Source organism: Proteiniphilum saccharofermentans, assembly GCF_900095135.1.
In the GTDB taxonomy this organism is placed as follows: Bacteria; Bacteroidota; Bacteroidia; order Bacteroidales; family Dysgonomonadaceae; genus Proteiniphilum; species Proteiniphilum saccharofermentans.
Genome location: NZ_LT605205.1, coordinates 4048607 through 4070310, shown reverse-complemented (window position 1 = coordinate 4070310; position 21704 = coordinate 4048607). Strand labels below are relative to the sequence as shown.

At 42.7% G+C, this 21704-nt stretch carries 19 protein-coding genes and 2 tRNA genes; 10 read left to right on the top strand and 11 right to left on the bottom strand.

All coding sequences use genetic code 11. From position 1 onward, the window contains the following. Positions 1–2: 2 nt before the first annotated feature. From xseA to PSM36_RS15825, 4 genes are all read left to right on the top strand, one after another. Positions 3–1271, top strand: a complete 1269-nt coding sequence (xseA, locus tag PSM36_RS15840; RefSeq protein ID WP_076931734.1) for an exodeoxyribonuclease VII large subunit — start codon at positions 3–5, stop codon at positions 1269–1271. A gap of 69 nt (positions 1272–1340) precedes the next feature. Next, positions 1341–1532 carry an exodeoxyribonuclease VII small subunit gene (xseB, locus tag PSM36_RS15835; RefSeq protein WP_076931733.1) on the top strand — a complete coding sequence of 64 codons (192 nt, stop codon included), beginning with the start codon at positions 1341–1343 and terminating at the stop codon, positions 1530–1532. Further along, positions 1529–2221, top strand: coding sequence for a 2-C-methyl-D-erythritol 4-phosphate cytidylyltransferase (locus tag PSM36_RS15830; RefSeq protein ID WP_076931732.1), 693 nt, complete (start codon positions 1529–1531; stop codon positions 2219–2221). Before xseB ends, PSM36_RS15830 begins: the two co-directional genes overlap by 4 nt. Positions 2222–2345: 124 nt before the next feature. Further along, on the top strand, positions 2346–2819 hold the full coding sequence (locus PSM36_RS15825) for an Lrp/AsnC family transcriptional regulator (RefSeq protein ID WP_019538472.1): 474 nt from the start codon (positions 2346–2348) through the stop codon (positions 2817–2819). Between the two features lie 46 nt (positions 2820–2865). Here PSM36_RS15825 and PSM36_RS15820 read toward each other — a convergent pair whose 3' ends face one another. Next, positions 2866–4233, bottom strand: coding sequence for a DUF3857 domain-containing protein (locus tag PSM36_RS15820; protein WP_232001475.1), 1368 nt, complete (start codon positions 4231–4233; stop codon positions 2866–2868). A 70-nt stretch (positions 4234–4303) separates the two neighbouring features. Next, positions 4304–6010, bottom strand: coding sequence for a DUF3857 domain-containing protein (locus tag PSM36_RS15815; protein WP_083711099.1), 1707 nt, complete (start codon positions 6008–6010; stop codon positions 4304–4306). A gap of 281 nt (positions 6011–6291) precedes the next feature. Here PSM36_RS15815 and PSM36_RS15810 point away from each other — a divergent pair, with 281 nt between their 5' ends. Then, positions 6292–6867, top strand: a complete 576-nt coding sequence (locus PSM36_RS15810) for a hypothetical protein (RefSeq protein WP_076931730.1) — start codon at positions 6292–6294, stop codon at positions 6865–6867. 2 nt (positions 6868–6869) lie between these two features. Beyond that, entirely contained in the window at positions 6870–7166 is a 297-nt protein-coding gene (locus tag PSM36_RS15805) for a winged helix-turn-helix domain-containing protein (RefSeq protein WP_076931729.1), read from the top strand. Between the two features lie 29 nt (positions 7167–7195). Here PSM36_RS15805 and PSM36_RS15800 read toward each other — a convergent pair. Continuing rightward, positions 7196–7269, bottom strand: a tRNA-Pro gene (locus PSM36_RS15800). Between the two features lie 83 nt (positions 7270–7352). On the opposite strand from PSM36_RS15800, the gene PSM36_RS15795 reads away from it, so the two are divergent. The 3 genes from PSM36_RS15795 (at position 7353) to PSM36_RS15785 (ending at position 9020) form a co-directional block, all read left to right on the top strand. Continuing rightward, positions 7353–7425, top strand: a tRNA-Gly gene (locus PSM36_RS15795). A gap of 309 nt (positions 7426–7734) precedes the next feature. Further along, positions 7735–8598, top strand: coding sequence for an IS4 family transposase (locus tag PSM36_RS15790; protein WP_076931714.1), 864 nt, complete (start codon positions 7735–7737; stop codon positions 8596–8598). Next, the gene (locus PSM36_RS15785) at positions 8595–9020 is read left to right on the top strand and encodes a transposase (protein ID WP_076931713.1); all 426 of its coding nucleotides are present in this window, start codon (positions 8595–8597) and stop codon (positions 9018–9020) included. The genes PSM36_RS15790 and PSM36_RS15785 overlap by 4 nt, the downstream gene beginning before the upstream one ends. Before the next feature lie 303 nt (positions 9021–9323). Here the strand turns inward: PSM36_RS15785 and PSM36_RS15780 are convergent, their stop codons facing one another. From PSM36_RS15780 to PSM36_RS15765, 4 genes are all read right to left on the bottom strand, one after another. Beyond that, positions 9324–11030 (bottom strand): transposase, encoded by a 1707-nt coding sequence (locus tag PSM36_RS15780; protein WP_076929013.1) that lies wholly within the window; start codon positions 11028–11030, stop codon positions 9324–9326. A 120-nt stretch (positions 11031–11150) separates the two neighbouring features. Next, positions 11151–11666, bottom strand: a complete 516-nt coding sequence (locus PSM36_RS15775; protein WP_076931728.1) for a DUF4886 domain-containing protein — start codon at positions 11664–11666, stop codon at positions 11151–11153. A 41-nt stretch (positions 11667–11707) separates the two neighbouring features. Further along, positions 11708–13543, bottom strand: coding sequence for a sulfatase-like hydrolase/transferase (locus PSM36_RS15770; protein ID WP_076931727.1), 1836 nt, complete (start codon positions 13541–13543; stop codon positions 11708–11710). 31 nt (positions 13544–13574) lie between these two features. Next, complete coding sequence (locus PSM36_RS15765) at positions 13575–15929, bottom strand: alpha-L-rhamnosidase-related protein (protein ID WP_076931726.1); 2355 nt, start codon at positions 15927–15929, stop codon at positions 13575–13577. 140 nt (positions 15930–16069) lie between these two features. Here PSM36_RS15765 and PSM36_RS15760 point away from each other — a divergent pair, with 140 nt between their 5' ends. Further along, a complete protein-coding gene (locus PSM36_RS15760) occupies positions 16070–17281 on the top strand; it encodes a transposase (protein WP_076931725.1) in 1212 nt (403 codons plus the stop codon). 69 nt (positions 17282–17350) lie between these two features. On the opposite strand, the gene PSM36_RS15755 is transcribed toward PSM36_RS15760, so the two are convergent. Genes PSM36_RS15755 through PSM36_RS15740 form a run of 4 tightly spaced genes read right to left on the bottom strand, consistent with a single transcriptional unit; the run spans position 17351 to position 21693 of the window. Further along, positions 17351–18925, bottom strand: coding sequence for a Gfo/Idh/MocA family protein (locus PSM36_RS15755; protein WP_076931724.1), 1575 nt, complete (start codon positions 18923–18925; stop codon positions 17351–17353). Beyond that, positions 18922–19410: a DoxX family membrane protein gene (locus PSM36_RS15750; RefSeq protein WP_076931723.1), complete on the bottom strand. Its 489-nt coding sequence runs from the start codon at positions 19408–19410 to the stop codon at positions 18922–18924. Before PSM36_RS15750 ends, PSM36_RS15755 begins: the two co-directional genes overlap by 4 nt. A gap of 10 nt (positions 19411–19420) precedes the next feature. After that, positions 19421–20605, bottom strand: coding sequence for a M20 metallopeptidase family protein (locus tag PSM36_RS15745; protein WP_076931722.1), 1185 nt, complete (start codon positions 20603–20605; stop codon positions 19421–19423). Positions 20606–20628: 23 nt separating this feature from the next. Further along, entirely contained in the window at positions 20629–21693 is a 1065-nt protein-coding gene (locus PSM36_RS15740) for a dihydrodipicolinate synthase family protein (protein WP_076931721.1), read from the bottom strand. Between the last annotated feature and the right edge of the window lie 11 nt (positions 21694–21704).

Genomic DNA, 21704 nt, shown 5'->3' with positions numbered 1-21704 from the left:
TTATGAACGAATCTTCTCTTACATTATCTGAACTCAACCGTCAGGTGAAGGATGCTATCCGCGATCATCTGCCGGGAACCTACTGGATGCGGGCGGAGACAAGTGATGTGCGCCGTAACCGCAACGGGCATTGTTATCTCGAATTTATAGAAAAAGATGCTGTAACACAATCCATCATTGCAAAAGCAAGGGGGGTGATCTGGGCGAACGTCTTCCAGATGCTGTCTGCCTATTTCGAAGATGAGACCGGTCAGCAGTTCACGTCGGGGATCAGTGTATTGGTGCGTGTTTCGGTTGAGTTCCATGAACTTTACGGGTATTCACTTACCGTAGTAGATATCGATCCTTCATTCACCCTCGGAGAAATAGCACGTAACAGGCAACTCATATTAAAGCAACTGGAGCAAGAAGGGGTTTTAACACTTAACAGGGAGTTGGAGTTACCGGAATTGGCAAACCGGATCGCGGTCATTTCGTCGCCTACTGCCGCAGGTTATGAGGATTTTTGTGATCAGTTGGCAAACAATCCGGGGGGACTAGTTTTCTATACCAGATTGTTCCCGGCGATTATGCAGGGCGACAGGAGCGAGGCTTCTATTATAGCAGCCCTGGAAAAAGTCTTTCAATACAGGGATTTGTTCGATGCAGTGGCCATTATCCGGGGTGGGGGTGCGTCGTCAGACCTGAGCTGTTTCGACTCTTACCTTCTGGCGACCAACGTAGCGCAGTTCCCTCTTCCGGTGATAAGCGGTATAGGCCATGAACGGGATATCACTGTATTGGATATAGTGGCGCATACCCGTGCGAAGACGCCCACAGCGGTAGCCGAGTTTTTTATAGCTCGTCTGAACCGTGTGGCGACAGAACTTCTCGACCTGGAAGAGAGGATAGTATCTGAAAGTGAATCGAGGTTATTGAAAGAGCAAACGGATCTTTTTTCGTTGTCCAAAGAACTGGTGCATCAATCCTCCCTTATGATACAAAGAGAAGTATCTGTAATACAGCAGCTTTCAGGAAAGATGAAATATGGGGTGAAGCACTTGTTGCAGCATCAATCCCATCTGTTGGAAAACAGGGAGCAATTCATTCAGATGGTTTCTCCCGTGAATATCCTCAAACGCGGCTATACCCTCACACTAAAGAACGGAAGAATTGTGACTTCGTTGAATGACCTCTCCGTGGAAGATGTTATAGAAACCCGTTTTAGGGATGGTTTTTCTACCTCTGTTATCACGCAGGTTGTTCCCCGGAAGCCTCATGAGAAAGATTGAATGAGATTGAGCGAGATTGAAAAAGAGAGGCACAAATCAATTTGAGAGTAGTAATATTTTAATGAGAGCATGAAAAAAATCACTTATACAGAAGCCAAAAAAGAACTCGAAGCAATTGTCTTTGCTATTGAGTCGGGTGAATTGGATGTAGATGCCCTTACCGAGAAAGTAAAAAGGGCATCGGAACTGATCGCTTTTTGTAAGGAAAAGCTGACCAAAACCGATAAAGAACTACAGAAAATTTTAGATGATATCGCATGATCCCTGAAAAGAAGCAGAGCGTCATTATTGTAGCCGGAGGTAAAGGACTACGGGCAGGAGGGGAGTTGCCTAAACAGTTCCAACCCATCGGGGGTGAACCCATGTTGACACATACCATCAAAGCTTTTTATGATTATGACTACAGGATACGTATTGTCGTGGTGCTTCCGGAGGAAGCGCAGTTGTTGTGGTCGCAATTGTGCGAGGAACATCGATTCTCTGTCCCGCATACAGTCGTGCCTGGTGGAGAAACACGATTCCATTCCGTGAAAAACGGGTTAGAAGAAATTTCGGCAGATGAGATAGTGGGAGTCCATGACGGCGCACGTCCTTTTGTAACATCCGGACTGATAGGACGATGTTTTGATACTGCTTTCGAAAATCAATGCGGAGTGATCCCCGTGGTGGATGAAGTAAACAGTGTGCGTCAGCTCACCGGAACAGGAAGCCGGATGGTCGACCGGAAACAGTTGAAACTCGTTCAGACACCACAGGTCTTTCCGGCGGGGGAATTGAAAAAATCTTATGAGGCCGGTTTTGATCCTTCTTTTACCGACGATGCATCGGTAGCGGAGAAATGGGGTATGGGTATTCAACTGGTTGAGGGGGAGGTGACCAATATCAAAATCACCACCCCTTTCGATATGGCACTTGCCGATTATTACTACCAGTTGATGGCAAATCGATAGGTTTTCGGTATTTTCTTCAGTAAATGGTATAGAAAAGTGGGCTAATTCAAAAAATATCATTCCATTTTGTCAAAATATCATAGAAATTTATTACTTTTGAAGGATCAATCAAAAGCAGACACCTATGGAAAAAATAGACAAGTTAGATCGGCAGATTCTGGAGATCATTTCCCAAAATGCCCGGATTCCTTTCAGAGATGTGGCGGAGCAGTGCGGTGTGTCGCGTGCCGCTATCCATCAACGTGTGCAACGGATGATCGAAAATGATGTGATTACCGGTTCCGGATACCATGTAAACCCAAAAGTGCTTGGTTATGCCTCCAGTGCTTATATCGGGGTAAAACTCGAAAAAGGATCGATGTATAAGAATGTGATCCCCGAGTTCGATAAGATACCTGAAGTGACCGAATGCCATTTTACCACCGGCCCCTATACCCTTCTGGTGAAGATATTTGCACGTGACAATGAGCATCTGATGGATCTGCTGAATAACCGCATCCAGGAGATACCGGGTGTAGTAGCCACAGAGACGATGATCTCACTCAGCCAGAGCGTGAAGCGCGGAATTCCAATTATGAAAGATACGAATGGGGAATAAGATTTCACAACCGCAATTCATTTTTCTCACTCCTTAACCAGTATCATCAGATCCGAAAGGCATTTGTCTCCGGATTAATTTCCGACTTTAAATTTTTCTGTAATGTCGATGAGGTTTTTTGTTGAATTGTAATCCATTCCTCTGATTGTGGTTTTATCACTAACCCCTCTACATTCATACATTTTTCAGGCAATACGGCATAATACAAAAGAGGATCAGTCGCATCAAGAAGTATAATCCTGTTATCGATCTCTACCAATACAATGACATAATTAAAAAAATGTTGAAACGGATGGGAAAAACTGATGGTACCATTGCCCCGGGTACTTAATATGACGGGGTATGCCTCTATCCCTTCTGATTTTAATAGTCCTGCAAGCAGTAAATTGATGTTTCCGGTATTTCCGCTTTGCTGTTTTAAAAAATCTTTCAGATTCACATCTGCAAATTTTCCTGAGAACCCGTTCCATCTGTATTTCGATTTAACAAATTCGGTGATGATTTCAATCTTTTCCTGTGCAGATTTATCTTTAAGTTCGATTCCGGACATAATTTTAGAGGCTTGCTTCTCTACATCTTTGATATATTTTCCGAAATAATCGTTCTTTAGGAATTCATCGCACATGGCCGGCCATGTGGTCATGATATCTCTGCTTCCTCCGTTGGGGTGATGAAACTTTGAAAGCTGGAAATTGATATTAATCATATAATCGTCGATGGAAGAAATAAATTCTTCATCTTTAAAGGCAGGAAGATTATTCATCCCGAAGTTATAAATTACTTCCCGGTATCTGAGATTCCTGAATTGGATTTCACTGCTGGGTGTAGTGGCGGTGAAAATATCTAATTTATCGGTTCCCTTAAGTATATATACATATTCATAATATGGAATTGCTTTGTATTTTAAGTGGCTGAAAATAACCGGTATCTTTTGCTGGAAATACCATCGTCGCATATTGAAAAAATAAGGGGTTACAATGGTATAGCTTAGTTCGATGACCGAGCCGGGACGTACATCTGAGAGAGCGATTTTTTTGACGCGGACATCATCGTCCACTTTCTCTTCGAATATGTTCCTTGTTTCTAATTTTGTTTGAGTAAAGCCTTGGTCTATGTTATATGTGGTGCCTTCAATACTTTCGATGGATTCCCACCCCGAATTTCCATTAAATATCGGAATTTCGAAATTGGCATACTGTACGCCCGACTGCTTGAGAATTTTAATCTTAATCTGCTTTTTCATGCGGAGCAGGAAACCGTCCTGCTCGTAGTTTCCCGAATAAAAGTATTCTCCCTGATTGTAAAGTATGACGGCATCCGCATCGGGATCATTTTCATACTCTTTCATAACCATTTCGTACTGGGTTACTCTTCCGAAATCGAGTGAATATTTCTCTTCCTGGGCAAATCCCATTATGGCCAAAAAGAAGAAAAGAGACAGGATAGCATTTTTTTCATCATATACATTAGTTGGGTATGTTTCATTAAAGAATTTCGATATGGATATTTTTCAATTCGTTGTTCTTCATCGTTTGAATGAACCGGAAGAATTCGTCATATCTTTCAATAGGATACTTACCTGGGTATAATAGAAAAGTTTTGTAACAAACCAATGTGTGATTTTTTAGGTCAAAAGAGATTTCATATTTCCCGAAATCAGTCTCAACAAATACCTTTTCCGGGATTTTGATAATTTCTTTGTCGGGTATCTCGTAAATAATTGTATCCTGGTAAAATTCAGGATAATTGATTTGTACACCGGTTGTCCTTTGGTCGGGAGTTTCAAAGTCTTTAAAATCCATCGGGAAGGGTGAAAGAATTATATTCTTACCGTATTCTTTATATATATTTTCAGCTTTGAATCGGGCGGTCAGACTGATCTCAGGAGATTGTCTGTTGTTGGAGTTTAATTCATAATCAATAAGTTCCGCTTTGCCTGAAAAAATCTGACTACGGATAATATTATCTACTCTATCTTTACCCAATTCTTTGGCTGCATAATTAAAAAATTCATATTTATGACCTTTCTGAACTTCCGATAGATGGATTTGCTGTATATCCGTTTTTACCTCTATAGTCCGGGAACAGAGCACATCGTCCGGCTGTAGTGCCGGAATCGGAATCAGCCGGCTGTCATTCTCATCGACCAAAAGCGCTTTCCTGCCTTGTATAAAAGTACCGATGTATCCGAACGGAATATTTTTATCGGTGCATTCCAGGAAAACGGTATCTTCTTCAAGCGGTACGGTCAGTATGACATGGTTAAATGCTTGAGAAGGAAAGTTAACATCCAATTCAGAGATTTTTGTGCCGGCTTCGATAAGTGTATAATATGATGGTATACCTGCATATTTCAACATGGATTGCAAATAATTGGTAAGGGCTTTACAATCGCCATACTTATTATTACAAACATAGCTGGCCGGATAAGTTTGAAGACCTCCTAATTTAATACTCACATTGATATATCTCGTATAATCCTGAAGATACCGGTAAAGAATTTCAACTTTTTGCTTTTGGCTGTGAGTATTCCTGAGTAAGTTGTCAATTCGTTGACACTCTTCTGCCGGTAGTTTGTCTTTATTTTTATTCAGGCGGAATATCCAATTTCCAAAGGATTTCCAGGACTCAAAGCTTCCGGCCTCACCGTATTTGAAATGCAAGGGAACAATGTGGATGGACGGGGCTTTCAGATCCTTGTCCAGGCGATAGATGTCAGCAGATGACGGCGGTATGTAACCATATTTCCAGATATATTTCCTGAACCGGTTCTGTACAGCTGTTTTGGGACTTTCCACATTTTCATATTTGTATCTTATGGAATCTTTTATCGGTACTTCTACGATTAAAGTGCTCGAATGGACAGGTGTTTTAGATCTGGCATGATCTATATCGACAATATTCAGTGATTTTGCATAGTGGATCCAGGAGACGTAGAAGATACGGTAAGGAAATTTATCGTGCTTCAGATCGAAATATTTCACAAAATCATCTTCGTATAACGATACCGCAGAAATAAAACTACGGTCTTTAATTTCGTTTTTCTTCAACTTCCGGATAATATTTCCGTCCTGATCTTCAAGCCGGACAATATCTACACTTATCTTATCTCCTTTGGAATAGGGTATGATGATCTCTGTATCCGCATTCCTGTCGTTTATTTGCATTAATACGGTGTCAATCTGTACCATTCCGTTACTATTAAATATGAAATGGGAGGTTCGGTTTATTATCTCGCTGGAAGATGACTGCGAAAGACAGGTGAGTGACTGAAAAATGACAAATAGAACTGCGATGTTTCTCATAGTGCAAATCTTCAAAGAGATAAAAGTTACGACACAAATGTAGATGTTTTTTATTATTTTATTCAATTTTCTTACGATTTATTTGGTTTATATTATAAACTGATTTATATTTGTAGTATGATTATAGTTTAAAATATAAACCGATTTGAATATTAAAAATAAAAACAATGGAAGAGAGACAATTAAATGAGAAAGAGAGTTTAGAACTTATCGCTCGAATGATTCAAAACACGCAACGGAAATTGGAGAAAAGCAACGGAATGCCATTTCTTGTCTGGGGATATACTACGATTGTGGTGTCTTTGCTGATATGGTATTTTTTATCAACAACAGGGGATTACCGGATACATTATTTGTGGTTTCTGATCCCGGTGATAGCCGGTCCTATGATGTTCGTTCTTATCAGGAAATATGAAAAAGGCGTCAAAACCTATATCGACAGGGTAGTTGGGTATGTCTGGATAGTGATAGGGGTGACCGGTTTTATGATATCGATAACAGCTATGTTTTTCTGGAATTTACCGATACTGTTCATCGTTATTCTGCTGATGGGGAGTGGTACCGCAATCACCGGGCTGGTTATACGCTTTACCCCGATAGCGGTTGCCGGGTTTGTGGGAATTGTGTTATCACTTGCCTGCCTGTTTACGCAAGGTACAGATCAGATATTGGTTTTTGCCGGCTTATTTCTTGTGATGATGGTCATTCCCGGTCATATTCTCTATGCAAAAGGAAGGGGATAGTTATGTTTGCATCGCTCGATCCTTTATTACATTCCGAACTTCGTCTCGCTGTGATGTCCATCCTTATTTCGGTGGAAGAGGCAGATTTCGTTTATCTCCGCGAGAAGACCGGTGCTACTGCCGGTAACCTCAGCGTGCAGATCGACAAACTGAACGAAGCAGGGTATATTGATGTGGAACGGGGATTCGCCGGTAAGCGTACACGTACTGTCTGCCGCATTACGCAAAAAGGCATGCATGCTTTTCAACTGTACGTGCAAGCTTTGCAGAGTTACCTGAATCCGCCGAAAGAGGAATAAAAAAAGGCTGACATTCAGCCTTTTTAATGTCGGGATGAGGTGACTCGAACACCCGACCTCCACGTCCCGAACGTGGCGCGCTAGCCAACTGTGCTACATCCCGGTCAATTGTGGGTGCAAAGGTAAATAATTTTTTCCTATTCCGAGAGGAATTATATGAAAATTGATTATTTTTGCATCTGTAATGCGGCAATAGCTCAGTCGGTAGAGCATTAGCTTCCCAAGCTGGGGGTCGCGAGTTCGAGTCTCGTTTGCCGCTCGTTCAGTATTAAGCACTTATCGATTTATTTCGGTAGGTGCTTTTTCTTTATAACAAACATACACCAAGAAAAACAACGTTATCGACTGAAATCGAAGAATAAATAGTATGTTTGCTTTTCAATGAAAGAGTTGCTTCCCTGAATTCAGCGTGCGATAAGTTCTGATTTTTGGAAGAGAGGAATCTTTTTATTCAATATATTTCCTCACTACTGACCGACTAAAATAATTAAAGAAGAATCGGGCTACTCCCGTTTTCCGGTTTCACCCGAATGTCGTATTTTTATTGTCGCAAAAAAATAAAATCGACATGGACAAAGTTAACAAAAAGAATTTAGTCGGTCAGCCGGTGTTCAAACAAATTATCAATATAATCCCCAAGGAGAAGTTTGATGAGTTGGTGATAAGAATGAAAACAGACAGGTATTATAAGACCTTTTTTTCATGGGAGCAGTTAATGGTAATGCTCTTTGGCATATTTTCCCGTTGTGACTCGATGGGGGAGGTTTGTGATGGAATGCGGGCTTTGGCGGGTAAGCTGAATTATCTTGGGATGGAAAGTTCACCTGCCAAAAGTACGGCCGGAGACGCGTTACGTGATAGGGACGAAGAATTGTTCCGACTGTTCTATTTCGCATTGATAGCCCATTTTTCTCCATTTTTGTCGGTCAGCCGCAAAAGGAAACGCCGCAAAGAAGGCATTAGTTTTGAAGAATTTTATGCATTTGACTCAAGTACAATAACCCTGTTCTCGGACATAATGAAAGGAGTGGGTCGTAATCCTAAAGGCGAAGGGAAAAAGAAAGGCGGATTGAAAGTCCACATGCTGACCGATATCCATGCCGACACGCCACAATTTGTGAAGATAAGCGAGGCAAAGATGCATGACAAGAACTTTTTGCAATATCTGAATTTGGCTCCGGGCAGCATGATAGTCTTTGACAAGGCGTACAACTATTACCTGCAATATGCCAAATGGACCCAAACGGGTGTAAATTACGTTTGCCGGCTAAAAGACAATGCAAAATATGAAGTTCAGGAAGTCCTGTTTGAAAAGAAGTTGGAGAAAGGTGAATATGGCGTTTTTAAAACGGAGCATATCCACATAAACTATAAGGAAACCGTTGAAATCGAAGTCGAGGGAAAAAAAAGAAGAAGAAATCCAAACAGGTGAAAACTTTATGCTTGCGTTTAGTCTGGTATAAAGATGAGGAAGGCAGAAAATACAAGTTCATAACCAATAATTGGGAAATAACGGATGAGGAAGTTGCCTTGGCTTATAAAAACAGGTGGTTAATCGAGACGACCTTCAAAAGTTTAAAACAGAACTTCCAACTCACCTATTTTTATTCCGACACGGAAAACGGTATAAAAACACAAGTTTGGTGTACATTGATCGCCTTTTTGCTTTTGCAGGTGATTCAAACCAAATCTGAAAGCAAAAAGGCATTTTCAACCATAGCCGCATTGTTGCGAATGCATTTGATAAGCCATTTGGATTTGACTTGGGTTGTGACCGAAGGCAGGCGTGCATATCCCAAACGGATGAAGAGTCGGAACAAAAGCCCATCGGCCGCACAGCTATCATTGTTCTGAGGAATGGGGAGGGTATCTTTTTGGAAAATGAATTTTCATTTTCCAAAACACTATGTATCATCGTAATAAAAATAGAATTTAAAGGATTTAGAATTTAGTCGGTTAATAGTGATATTTCCTTATATTTGTTCCTGATAAATAGATGATAATGAGTATGAAATATGATATTATAGTCTGAAATTTATGATGGAAGGAGTGATATTCTCTAAGTATTTGGGAATGAAATTGGAAAAAGTTTGAATAAGATAAACAAAAAATGATGAATAATATGACCTATGAGTCTGCTCTGAAAACCCCATTTTTTCAAATTGCTGAAAAATGAAGTTTAACCGGACAAATGTGATTGTTTTTATTAATTGAAAGTATGTTTACAATAATATACATATTGAAACATAAATTAATTATATATTGTGGCAGTTTTTGCCAAAAAAGCGCTCTTTGACTTATTCGCGTCATATAATTCACTATCCTGACGAAGTTTATCCACAACGAGCGGGAGTATGCCCATAGTTTGTGCTTGGCAAGTGACCTGTAACGGCTCTTGTCATTCGGGTAATGGTATCCTAACTGGAAAATGCTTGCTTCGACATTGTTCCTGATATTTTTTTCATCTATCGGGATATCGTCCAATTTCTTCCTCAGAGCGGCAGCCCTGAGGTTATCCTCATCGAAGTAGCGGTATTTTCCTTCTTCAGTCTTGATCCTCCATTTCCTCTGTGTTTTGTCTTTGCGGAGTTTTACCCGTTGTGCCTGTATTGTTGTTCCTGTTTTGTTGTCGGTTACTATTAAATTGATTTCATTCTGTTCGTCCAAACGGATGTCATATCTCGGTGCGGGGCCTTGCATGCCTGTGAGTATCAGCTCGATGCCATTTTTATCGCTTTGGCAATACTCCTGATTATCAGCACTGTGGTAAGCCCCGTCGGCATATACTTTCTCTATTTTGTCGGATATTATTTCCTGTGTCCGATCCAGGGCTTGTTCAAGGAAGCCGTTGTCCGGAGCCGATGCCACCGTTACCTCGGTATCGGTTATCAGGTTCAATGCCGTATCTTTGTCATCTCCCGGTTGGTCGCATGTCTCGGTGACGTTCACCGAATACCCTTTGACCTTGTTGCCGTCTTTGTCACGGTAATGGCAGTCGGTGTCATGGGGTGACTGTATGGATTTGGCGCTGACTTTCTCCTTTTCCAGAGGAACGACAGTTTTGTCCCTGCCAACCGAGTATTGTTGTTCGAAAACCGCTTTAAGGGTCTGGTAATGACCATAGTCATGCTTCTTGAAGAGCCCTATAAAACGGTACATCAGTTTGCCCAGTTCAACGAACCTGGCATCAACCTCGGCCTTTGTACTGCGGTACACCACCTTGTTGCCCGTTTCACCCTGTATGCTTTCGATAAGGGAAAACATCTCTTTGGACAGGCTCTTATTGAAGATATGTTCCTCCCTTTCATTGATAAACAGACGCAGGGTTTCATGAATCAACTCGTAACGGGAGTACCAGGCGATATTGCTGCCGACCAGTTTACTGTCCATGCGCACCTGCTTGCCGCTCACCTCAAACTCCAATAGCTGGTCACGGGTGATTTGCCCCTGGCACTTTTTGAACAGGTCTTCGCCGTGTTCCCTTGCATAGTCAACCAGATGGCGACGGAAAAGGTAGTAAGTGGATGAAACAGGCTCAGCGTCCTCTAACGACATCAGACCCAGAGCACTGCGAACAAGTAAATTGTATGCGCAGTTCTCAAACAATTGTGCGTCGCTCCATCCCTGGCCTTCCTTGAGGATCATCATACCGACCAAAATACGGATAGAGGCATTAGGAGCCCCCGTTCCATTAGAATAAAGTGGTCTGAAAATAGACTCATCCACACGCATTACAACATGGTTTCGGAACCGGTTATGCCAGGAGTCATTTTTTAGGTATTCTTTCTTCTTAGAGTCTCTGAAGTACTCCGTCGGTGATGAAAAAATGCCCAATTGAGGGTTTTCGTCCGATTTTTTGAACATATTATACAGTTTTAAGCCCTACTAAGGTAGTGAATAATAGCTATATACGCAAATATTTCAAAGAACTTTTCAGGTGAAATTTACCTGATTTATAAAATTTATTGTACAAAAAATTTTAAACTAAATTATCACTCCGACTTTTCGGAGCGGACTCATTATTGCATCTATCAACTCATTCAGATAGGGCTGGAAAGATTCGTACACTCCTGCAAGCTCTGATACCTGTTGAATCACGATAATATCCCAGGCTTTATCAGCAACAGCTTCTACAAATCCGCATGGCTCCTTTACCTTTTCCCAGGCATTCTTTCCGGGGTATGACTTCTCATAGCGTGGATAACCGGCTTCTCCGGATGTATAAATCTTATGGTGTTGTTCAAGGGAGCACCCCCCACGCACCAATCTCCCCAGCATAACATTATCTATGCCTGCGTGTTTCAACAGATCGGGCAGGTATTGCATTCCGTCATCCGTAAAACTATTACCAATACCCAGTATTTTTAACGAAGTGGGATTTTTTGGTAGAGGGTTGTTTTTGAAATTCGTAACTGAGACCGATTGCTGGCTCCATGCAAAAAAAGGGAATACTCCCAACAAGCAGATTACAATTGAGATTTTTAATAAAAGCTTATTCATTGTTCGTTATTATTTAGTTATTCTTAATCCTCTGTTTTAATCTATATTCCCCACTTTTCCAGTAACCATTTGGCTGCGCTCAGGTTGTACTGTAGTTTATACTTTTCAGCGATCTCGGAGACTTTGTCCTTTACAGCCTTGCTGTCAATACCCAATACATCAACTGAGTTCAAGGCAAATGTACAGGTATGATCGTCATTTTTCAGTTTGTCCAGGAGTATCTGTTCAGCCAACTCCTTTCTCCCCAGGGAATACAAGGCTTCCGCTGCGACGGTTGCCACATTCGGGAAATCATCTGCGGATGCCTTTTCCAAAGCCGGAACGGCCGGCCGTGCCTTTTCACCCAGGATCAGGAGTCCCATGGCTCCCCAGTAACGAATAGCGCTGTCGTCACTCTCCAGGAATTTGACCAGCAGCGGCAGATTTTCCGGGTTGCCCTCACTTGCTATTTCCGCAGCATTGACTATCTCTTCAAGAGGAATATTTTCTTCCCTCATATAGTCATATATAGCGCGGTTCTTTGTCCTTGTCGACCGGTCTGCTTCAGGGATAAACCCTGCATCCCTGATTTCCAGTAGCCACTCCCTGTTTGCCCTGCGCATACGTTCGAGGACTTCCCCGTATTCCGGCTTACCCGCAAGGTTTACCACTTCCCAGGGGTCATTTTCTGTGTCGTATAACTCTTCCGCCGGTTTATATTGCCAGAACCTGCCTTGCACCTCATTGCATTCCCCGTTCAGGTACGCCTGTTCCCACGATGCAAGGGAAGGTGCCTTCCAAAGATAGTCTATATGTTGGCCGTAGATCCTGTGGGGCATATAGTTTCTAATGTACCTGTATTTCCTGTCGCGCACAGCCCTGGAGAGGTCGTATCTTTCATCCATCCTGCCCCTGAACATATACACGTACTCCGGGTCTTCTGTCGTGTCGGGTCCAAGAAAAGCATTCCCCTGCATATATGCCGGTTTGGGTATACCTGTAATGCTTAACAGGGTCGGAGCCAGGTCTACAAGGCTGATTAACCTGTCGACTTTTGTCCCCTTTTCACTATTGGGAAACAGATGCTTGTATTTATCGGGAATGCGGACGATAAGTGGGACCCGTGTCCCCGACTCATAAATGTAGCGCTTGCTCCTGCCCAGGATACCGCCGTGGTCTGCATAATAGAATACGATTGTATTTTCCAGCAGTCCATTATCTTCCAGTTCCTTGAGTTGCTCACCTATCCAGGCATCCATCCTCTCAATATAATCATAATATTGTGCCCAGTCATGTTCCATTTCGGGAGTACGGGGGTGGTAGGGAGGCAGGGACATCTTCCTTGGATCATGCCTTAGTTCACTGTCAGGTATTGACTCGTGTATCACATGTTCGTGGGAGAGGGTGGTGTTGAATATGGCAAAGAAGGGTTGCCCCGGTTTCCGGTTCTTGTAATGGGCCTGGTCGGACGACTCATCCCATATACCGGAGAGCTGTTTCCCGAGGATATTGTAATCTTCCTTTTTATTGTTGGTACAATAATACCCCAGTTCCCTTAAGAATTGGGGATAAAACCTTACCTCATCGCTTTTTGCGTAGGTACTGCGCATATTCTCATTCCCGGCCGAGTTGGCATATACCCCTGTGATGATCGTATTCCTTGAAGGTGCGCTGACCGGCGCGTTTGCATAGGCATGGGTATAGAGGAAGCCTTGCGAGGCCAGTTTGTCGAGGTGGGGTGTTGTGGCAAGGGTGTCGCCGTAACAACCCAGGAATGGGCTGTTGTCTTCCGAGGTTAACCAGAGGATATTCGGTAGTTCCTGTTCCTGCGGTTGTTTTTGCTGGCAGGACAAGGGTGTAAGGAAGATAAGCGGTGTAATCTTTATAATACTTTTCATAAACAAAGATAATAATTTTAAAAATTTCTTGTCACAAAATAAACCTATTCTCGCCTTCAGTCAATATTCTTTCTGCTCCTTTAAATCTGAATGAGCCCGACATACCCTGAGGCAAAACAATAAGGGTCTGCAATCCTTTTTTTGTGAGTTGATACTCCACTTTGATACGACCGGTTGGATGAGGCATATCGGCTTTTAAACTTTTGAGTTCCCCCAGATGTGGTTCGATTTTTACTGTTTTAAAACCAATATCGGCCGGTTTTATCCCGCACACTGAACTCAGTAGGAAGTAGGCCGGATGGGCGCTCCAGGCATGGCAATCGGAGCGGTCGTGTGAAGCAAACCCGGTTTCGCCACAGGTTGTATGACCCCGATCGATAAAATTATACCAGAAATCCAGGTTATCGAGATAAAGATGTTCGTTCCCGGTTTTTTCCATGGCTTTAAACAGGAAAAAGGAGAAATAGGAACTGGCCATCTCTTCGAAACTTTCAAACTGTAAAATACGGTGTAGCAACTCAGTTTGCGCTGATGGCGGTACTAAATCGCATAAAATAGCCATAATGTTGGTATGTTGCGAGAAAATCTCCTTATCAGCATAATCGCGGAAGAGTTGCTTCTGTTCATCCCAGCAATTGGTGTACACTGCTGCCTTTATTTTTCCGGAAAGCTCTTTCCAATGCGCCGAACGGCTTGTCAATCCTGTTTCCTGATAAAGTCTGGAGACACAGTCGAGCGTATGGGCATAATAAAGGGTGAGCAAACCAGACTGTCTTGCTTCACCATTTTCATTACGGCGTACTAAACTCCCTTTTGTAATACTCCAGTCGACGAAGTTTTGATTTTTTACTACGCCGATCAATCCGGTACGTTCGTCGAGGTGACGTTCATAAAACCGCAATACCCCTTCTATGTTATCGGTAAACTGCAGGACAAAAGCAGAATCACCCCGCATCAGGTAATAATCAAGCAGTGTTTGCACCCATCCCATAGACCATGTTCCCATATCAAAATCGAAGCGGGAAGGATAAGCCGACTTGAACAAACCAGTTTCTTTGTTTTCCGACTGAGGGTAAAGCCTTAAAACTTCACGTAGAAGCCGGTCATCGGTAGAATTGTAGGTTGAAATGGCTGCAATAGGCCGGTTGTCCCCTCCATAACTCAACTGTTCGTAAAACGGTGTATCGTAATAAGTTTCTCCCGAACACATACGCAACGTACGTTGGCTCATCTCAAAAATTTCGTTCAGCTTTTCATTGTCACTTTCAAAGGTTGCCATTTCTGGATAGGGATACCCTGAATATTCAAGAATATATGAACCGATTTCTAACGGTTCGTTTTTGGTTTCCACATTGAACTGGACGTAGCGAAAGCATCGCTTCCACAACGGCCGGAACATACATTCTCCTCCATCTGCATGAAAAATATCCCATACGCCAAACATATTCAGATTATTCACCGAGTCACGATGGGCCTTCAGGTGAACCGCTTCATATAGCGCCTCTGCATATTTTACCTGAATGCGGCTACCCGCACCACCATGTACAGTCAGTTCGGGATATCCCATAGTCAGCACCTCAAAATCGATTAAAATGTTGGCACTGGTATTGGCAGGAATGGTTAAACTTGATGTTCCGTCCCATTTACCAACAGGGATATTGACGTTGTTCACCTTTCGGATTTTGGCGGGATAGGCCAAATGGTCATCCATAAATGCGATGTTTCTTGGAACAAGGTTCCAGGGCGGTTGCTTGTCAAACAGCAATGGTTCAGCAGCAATCCAACCGCTGTCGTCAAATCCTGTTGTTTCCCAACCCCATGGATATTTTTCGGCAAAGATCTCGTCACCGCCGCCACAGGCATAAAACCCATAAAACCACCGTTCTTTAAATAACATCTCATGATAGGAAATCACCCGATACGCAGGATTTTTATAGACTTTCCAGTTACTGTTAGTATTCAATTCACTAAAATTGCTGTTTTCCACACGCAACATAAAAGCCGTTTGTACCGAAATAAATGCCATAGGTTTATCATCGCCTCCATTAAAAACAAGTGCTGCCAGAAGGTTTTCGCCGATATGTAGGAATGGAGCGATATCAATTATATCGTACTTATAAGTCTTAAGATCACCTTTTGCCGGTCCGTAACAAACCCGTTTGCCATTCACAAAAAGATTATACCTGTTATCGGCTGAAACGTGGATAACCATTTTGTCGGGGACTTTATCCAGTTCAAAGCTTTTTCGGAAATGGTATACTCCGTATGCTGTTTGATTGGCAGAAGGGTAGGATACCCAATGCGACGCTGGTTGAGCGAAACTCACCGGGAATAAGGATAAAAACAGGAAACTACATAGAAATATTTGATTTACCTGATTAATCATTATTTTTTTATTTTAATACTTCGGTAAATATTCAATTAACCAATTAAAATTCAATGATTTACATAACATAGTTTAACATAAAAAAGATGGTTAAGTAGCTGATTATCAGTATCTTTATAGCTGATCAAAACCTAATAAAGATGGATAGAACCAGCATACTTAACCAATATAGAGGTATCTGTAGTGATGTTCCTGGTGAACTAACTACGAAGTTAAACAAAAGTTTCAAATCATTCCTTATGGAGACGCTTATTTTGTATCTGGTCATTCCCGGCAGGATTAATTTCCTACAATTGGGGAGATATGGCAAGTCGTGTGAACAGCGATTTCGCCAGAACTTCTCGAAGGATTTTGATTGGCTGGAGTTTAACTTGTCCTTGTCTGATAGGGTATTAACCGGAGATCGCAAGGCAATTGCCATTGATCCCAGTTATATAACCAAATCAGGAAAGAATACCCCTTGGATTGGTTACTTCTGGTCGGGTGCAGCCGGTCAGGCGAAAAGAGGATTGGAAATCCTGGGAGTGGGCCTTATAGACGTCGACAACAAGGATTGCATCAGTCTACAGGCCGTTCAGACTCCGGACCGTCAAACCCTGGAGAGTCGTGATGCCAACCTGATTGACTGGTACCTGCTGGTCATTAAATCGATGCGGGAGAAACTCTATCGGGCAAGCCGTCACGTGGTTGCCGATGCCTACTTCGCAAAGAACAACTTCGTTACGGGTCTGCAAGAGATGAAGTTTGATCTGGTCAGCCGCTTCAGGGATGACGCCGCACTTTATTATCCAACACTGCAGAAACCGACAGGCAAGAAAGGCAGGCCTAAACTCTACGACGGAAAGATTGACATGGCCAACCTGGATACAACCAGAGTGCAAAAGATCAATATTGATAACGGTGATCTCTACACCTTGGTAGCCTATTCCAAATCACTTAAACGGATGGTCAGGCTTGTCGTCTGGTATTCCAAGGATGGGAAAAAACCAAAACTGTTCTTCTCTACCAATCCTGAGATGAGTGGAAAAGATGTTATAGAATTTTACCGCACCCGTTTTCAGATCGAGTTTTGCTTCAGGGATGCCAAAGGCTTCACAGGACTGATGCAATCGCAGGCAAGGGACGTAGCAAAGCTATCGTTCAACTTTAATGCGTCTCTTACCTCAATAAACCTGGCAAAGGTGCTGGCAAAGGAGAAAGGCATCCCCTTTTCGATGGCATCATGTAAAACAATGATACACAATGCCTACCTGCTTGAGCGATTTATTTGCGTGTCTGGCATAAAACCGAACAGAAGATTAAATGATAAACTTGTTAAAGAACTCGTGGAGTTTGCAGCCATTGCTGCATGACTCATATAGTAAATTTTTAACGGACTATTGTTATTTGAGTCCATTTAAATAATCAGTAGCTCGTTAGAATTATATAATTTTATTCCTTACCGGATCCCATTCAACCCTTCTTTTTTCCACATACGATTTATGTGCCATCAATACGGTTATACCTTCTTCATATGCACGTTCGATATTGCTGCTGGTCTCTCCGCCGTTGCGGATACAATCGATCCACTCCTTGAGATGCAGGTGTGTGACATCAATTTCCTTTCCGTTTATTTTGGTGGTGGTGAGGCCTCTTGAGGCATAATACTTTTCGGTTGCGGTTGATATAGCATCAATTTCTCCCGATCCTGGACTCACGTGAATCATGGGACTGTTTGCATTGAAAAGTCCGGCTTCAAGTTGTTTTTTATATTTTACAGAGTCGTTGTCTGCTGTAATGGTTAATGTTCCACTTAACTCCATGGATGCGTCGGGTCCCATAAAATAACGTCCCCGCTGTCGGCTGTTAGCAAGGCAACCGCTGTACATTAAAGTCAGCTCTTTATCGGGATATTCAAAAACGGACTGGATTTGATCGGGTATTTCCCGGTTATCCTTCCAAAAATAAATACCGCCGGAGGAAACCGCCGATTTTGGGATTCCAATATTAAGCAACTGGTTTACTGCATCGAATTCATGTGTAAAAAGTTGTCCTAACATCCCGGTGTCGTAATCAAAAAACTTTGTCCAATTATAAAACCGATCAATTGTAAAAGGGACTTTCGGACAGTCACCCAACCATTGTTCCCAGTCAATTGTCTTTAGGCTTCCCGGTTTCGGGTTGCCATATTCGTCCAGGTGTCTGATCCAGGCTCCCTCGGCACTATTTCGGTTTGTAGTGGTCTCAACCAAAGCAATTTTCCCGAGAATTCCTCTTTTGATAATCTCCTTCGCTTGCTGAAAAACAACATTCTTGGTAATCTGGTGGCCAAGCTGGAATACGCGGTCGCTGTTTTTTACCGTATGATATACTTCCTGTAATTCATCTTCGTGTAATGCAATACTTTTTTCACAAAAGACATGTTTTCCTGCCTTTACCGCATCCGTGGTCATGCGGGCATGATGATGGTCGGGTGTGGCAATAACCACTGCATCGATAGAATCATCATCCAACATCTCCCGGTAAGTCCGGTATCGTTTGACCTTTAATCCCGACGGTTTGGCTCCGCCTGCTAAAAGTTCGTTTCCGGCTGTAACCAATCCTCTTTCTGCATTCATATCAAACACATCGCAGATTCCGGTGATTGCCACATTTAAATTTTCCTGTTCCAGCCAGTTTTTTAACCTGCCGCTTTTTGTATAGCTTTCCACTGTTTCGGGATGCATAAACCCGAGTCCGTTGGCAAGTGCATTCGCCCTGTTTCCAAAGCCTATTATTCCAATCCGGATCAGATCACCTTTTGAAACGGCAGGGACTTTTTGTTGGATATGGATGTCTTCAAGTCCCAATTCTTTAATTAACCGGGACTGTTTTTTTTTGTCCCAGCTTATTTTATCAAACAGTTCATATCCGAATAATCCCAAAACCGGTATCCCTGCCAATGCTTTCAATGCACTTCTGCGCGAGAGGATGTTTTTATCTTCATCGGGATGAGGTTTCTCTTTTCTTGTATTCATTTTCTAATTTTTAAACGATTAATAAAGACATCCAGGCCAATAATTGAACCGGTAGGAAAAACGGCCAGAACAAAAAGTGACATGGCTTCAATGAGGGTTTTGTTGACAAGAAGATTATTTCCTTCTGAGGGAATCGTGTATTCTATACCAACGATTGGGGCATTATTGAAGTAATATATGAACAAAAGGATTGCTCCCGAAAATGCGGCAAAACTTGTGAACAATCCCAGGATCAATCCCAATCCGATCGCGATAAGCCCCCATGTATTTAAAAAATCTACCGCATTCAATACATTGTTATTCGAGACAATCCAATTGGAAATTCCAGACATGATCCATTGAGATTCCCCGAGAAAGCCAGCAGCGGACCAGCCGGGATTAAGCAGTTTAGAGACTCCTTCATAAAGTAAGTGCCAGCCAGCGAGAAATCGTAAAATAACCAATGCGCTTAATTGTAGATTTGTAAATGGTTGTACTTTTGCCATTTGGACAATATTATTTATTTAATAAACTTAAAATCAGATAGGTCATCAATCCAATACCGAGTTCGATGGAATCCTCATTGATATCGAACAACGGATTATGCAGCGAGGGATTTTCGGTTCCTTCATATCCCACTCCCAATGCATAGAAACAGGCATCCGTCACCCGGGCATAATAAGCAAAATCCTCGGAAGCCATCCAAACGGGCAGATCTATAATATTCTCCGCTCCCAAATAATCACGCATCAGTTCTTTAATCCTTTTCGTTAATGTAATATCGTTATGAAGCGAGGGGTATCCCTTTCTTATATCGATGACGGATTGGCATCCATATCCTTCCGCGACCGAATGGACTATGGATTCAATTCTTTTACACGCCTCGTTTCTCCACTGCTCGTCCACGGTACGAAAAGTTCCTTCAATCAAAACCTCGTCGGGGATAATATTTATGGATCCGTTCGCCTGGACTTTCCCAAAAGAGAGAACCGACGGGGTGTTGGGGTTATTCAGCCGGCTCACAACCTGCTGCAATGCAAGTATAACTGCCGAAGCTGCCACTATCGGATCGCTGTTTTTATGGGGTTCTGCGCCATGTCCTCCCCTACCTGAAATCTTTATTCTTATCTCATCCATGGATGCCATAAATTCTCCCGGTTTAATACCCACTTTCCCTGTCGGTATGGAGGGCATTACATGCTGTCCGATCATCGCGTTTACTTTGGGGTTATCCAGGGCATTCTCTTGAATGACCCGCATTGCTCCCCCGGGCAATATCTCTTCGGCAGGCTGAAAAATCAGCTTTACTGTCCCGCTGAAGTTATTGTCCAGTTTTGTGAGTATCTCCGCTACTCCTAAAAGTGAAGAAACATGAACATCATGTCCACAGGCATGCATAACGCCATCATTTAAAGATATGTAACTCAGATCTGTTTTTTCTGAAACAGGCAACGCATCCATGTCGGCTCTTGCAGCGACTACCTGATCAGAATCATATCGTCCTTGAATCGTAGCCACAACGCCGGTGCCCACTATAGGCTCCCATGTAATACCCAAGGCATTCAAGGAGTCTTTTATAAATGCCGAGGTGTTATACTCCTGAAAAGATAATTCCGGGTTTTGGTGCAGATATCTTCTTTTAGAAATAATGTCATTTTTTATTTCAGAAGCAAGACGCTTAATATCATCCTTTTTGTTCATAGACGTTTCGTTGTTATCACCTGTCAACCTTTATCGTTGACAATAAACAGCTTTACATATTCATCATCCGTCCACCGCGCATATTGGGAGGTGACACGGTCAAGCTCCTCTGATTGTCCCTTTGACAATTGTTCGCGCGGGTTCAAACACCAGGTACCCTTCATCAACCCCTGCCTTCTTAAAATTTCATGGATTCCGGAGATAGAACCTTTAAAATTGTTGGCCACATCAAAGAGCGCCCCGTTCATGTCGGTAATCTCACCAGCAATTTTAAGTATCTCTTCATGGTTGAGACTGTTCTCTCTCAGTCCCTCTTTGATAAAATGAAACAGTTCGACCGACTTTTTGGTCCAGACCGCGAAATGCCCCAGCAATCCCCCAGCGAATCTTTTTTCAACCAAACGGTTGTCCGCCTTAATTGAATAGGGCGTGATCAAATCGAGAACAATGTTGTCATCATTTCCCGTATATAGCGCGATCTCATTGTTCCTGGGAGAGTTGCACACAGCCCTGATCACATCCAAGGTATAATACCTGTTGAAAGGAGCTGCTTTTATCGCGTATATATGATCGATCTTGCAGAACTCTTCCCAGAAAGAGTAACTGAATACTCTTCCTCCCACGGATGGTTGGAGGTAAAATCCAAAAACGGGTATTACCCGGGCCACAGCCTTTGCGCGGGCGATCAGCTCATCCTCAGAGAGATTATCCAATCCTCCCATGCTTAACAGACCCAGATCATACCCGAGGCTTACAGCGATTTCAGCCTCTTTGACTGCCTGTTGGACCGGCCCGCAGATGCCTGCCACTTTAATAAAGGAAGATCCTGCCCCGGAGCGTGCGATTTCATCAGCAGCAATCGCCAGCACTCTTTCAAAATAACTGTATTCCGGATCCCTTATCTCGAACTGGGTGGTATGCACCCCGATGGCTATTCCATCCACACCACAGGAAATATAATAGCGCGTTAATCTTCTCTGGGACGCTTCATCTATAGTTAAATCCTCGTTTAATGCCAAGGGGTGCGCAGGAATGAATCCGCCCTCTTTTAACCTGGTTAACACCTCTTTTTTTATCGTTTCTGCCATAGCCGCTTCCG

Excerpts from the sequence above, each read along its gene's own strand:
- xseA (WP_076931734.1), top strand. The coding sequence starts at position 3 with ATGAACGAATCTTCTCTTACATTATCTGAACTCAACCGTCAGGTGAAG.
- xseB (WP_076931733.1), top strand. The coding sequence starts at position 1,341 with ATGAAAAAAATCACTTATACAGAAGCCAAAAAAGAACTCGAAGCAATT.
- PSM36_RS15830 (WP_076931732.1), top strand. The coding sequence starts at position 1,529 with ATGATCCCTGAAAAGAAGCAGAGCGTCATTATTGTAGCCGGAGGTAAA.
- PSM36_RS15825 (WP_019538472.1), top strand. The coding sequence starts at position 2,346 with ATGGAAAAAATAGACAAGTTAGATCGGCAGATTCTGGAGATCATTTCC.
- PSM36_RS15820 (WP_232001475.1), bottom strand. The coding sequence starts at position 4,233 with ATGGGATTTGCCCAGGAAGAGAAATATTCACTCGATTTCGGAAGAGTA.
- PSM36_RS15815 (WP_083711099.1), bottom strand. The coding sequence starts at position 6,010 with ATGGTACAGATTGACACCGTATTAATGCAAATAAACGACAGGAATGCG.
- PSM36_RS15810 (WP_076931730.1), top strand. The coding sequence starts at position 6,292 with ATGGAAGAGAGACAATTAAATGAGAAAGAGAGTTTAGAACTTATCGCT.
- PSM36_RS15805 (WP_076931729.1), top strand. The coding sequence starts at position 6,870 with ATGTTTGCATCGCTCGATCCTTTATTACATTCCGAACTTCGTCTCGCT.
- PSM36_RS15790 (WP_076931714.1), top strand. The coding sequence starts at position 7,735 with ATGGACAAAGTTAACAAAAAGAATTTAGTCGGTCAGCCGGTGTTCAAA.
- PSM36_RS15780 (WP_076929013.1), bottom strand. The coding sequence starts at position 11,030 with ATGTTCAAAAAATCGGACGAAAACCCTCAATTGGGCATTTTTTCATCA.
- PSM36_RS15775 (WP_076931728.1), bottom strand. The coding sequence starts at position 11,666 with ATGAATAAGCTTTTATTAAAAATCTCAATTGTAATCTGCTTGTTGGGA.
- PSM36_RS15770 (WP_076931727.1), bottom strand. The coding sequence starts at position 13,543 with ATGAAAAGTATTATAAAGATTACACCGCTTATCTTCCTTACACCCTTG.
- PSM36_RS15765 (WP_076931726.1), bottom strand. The coding sequence starts at position 15,929 with ATGATTAATCAGGTAAATCAAATATTTCTATGTAGTTTCCTGTTTTTA.
- PSM36_RS15760 (WP_076931725.1), top strand. The coding sequence starts at position 16,070 with ATGGATAGAACCAGCATACTTAACCAATATAGAGGTATCTGTAGTGAT.
- PSM36_RS15755 (WP_076931724.1), bottom strand. The coding sequence starts at position 18,925 with ATGAATACAAGAAAAGAGAAACCTCATCCCGATGAAGATAAAAACATC.
- PSM36_RS15750 (WP_076931723.1), bottom strand. The coding sequence starts at position 19,410 with ATGGCAAAAGTACAACCATTTACAAATCTACAATTAAGCGCATTGGTT.
- PSM36_RS15745 (WP_076931722.1), bottom strand. The coding sequence starts at position 20,605 with ATGAACAAAAAGGATGATATTAAGCGTCTTGCTTCTGAAATAAAAAAT.
- PSM36_RS15740 (WP_076931721.1), bottom strand. The coding sequence starts at position 21,693 with ATGGCAGAAACGATAAAAAAAGAGGTGTTAACCAGGTTAAAAGAGGGC.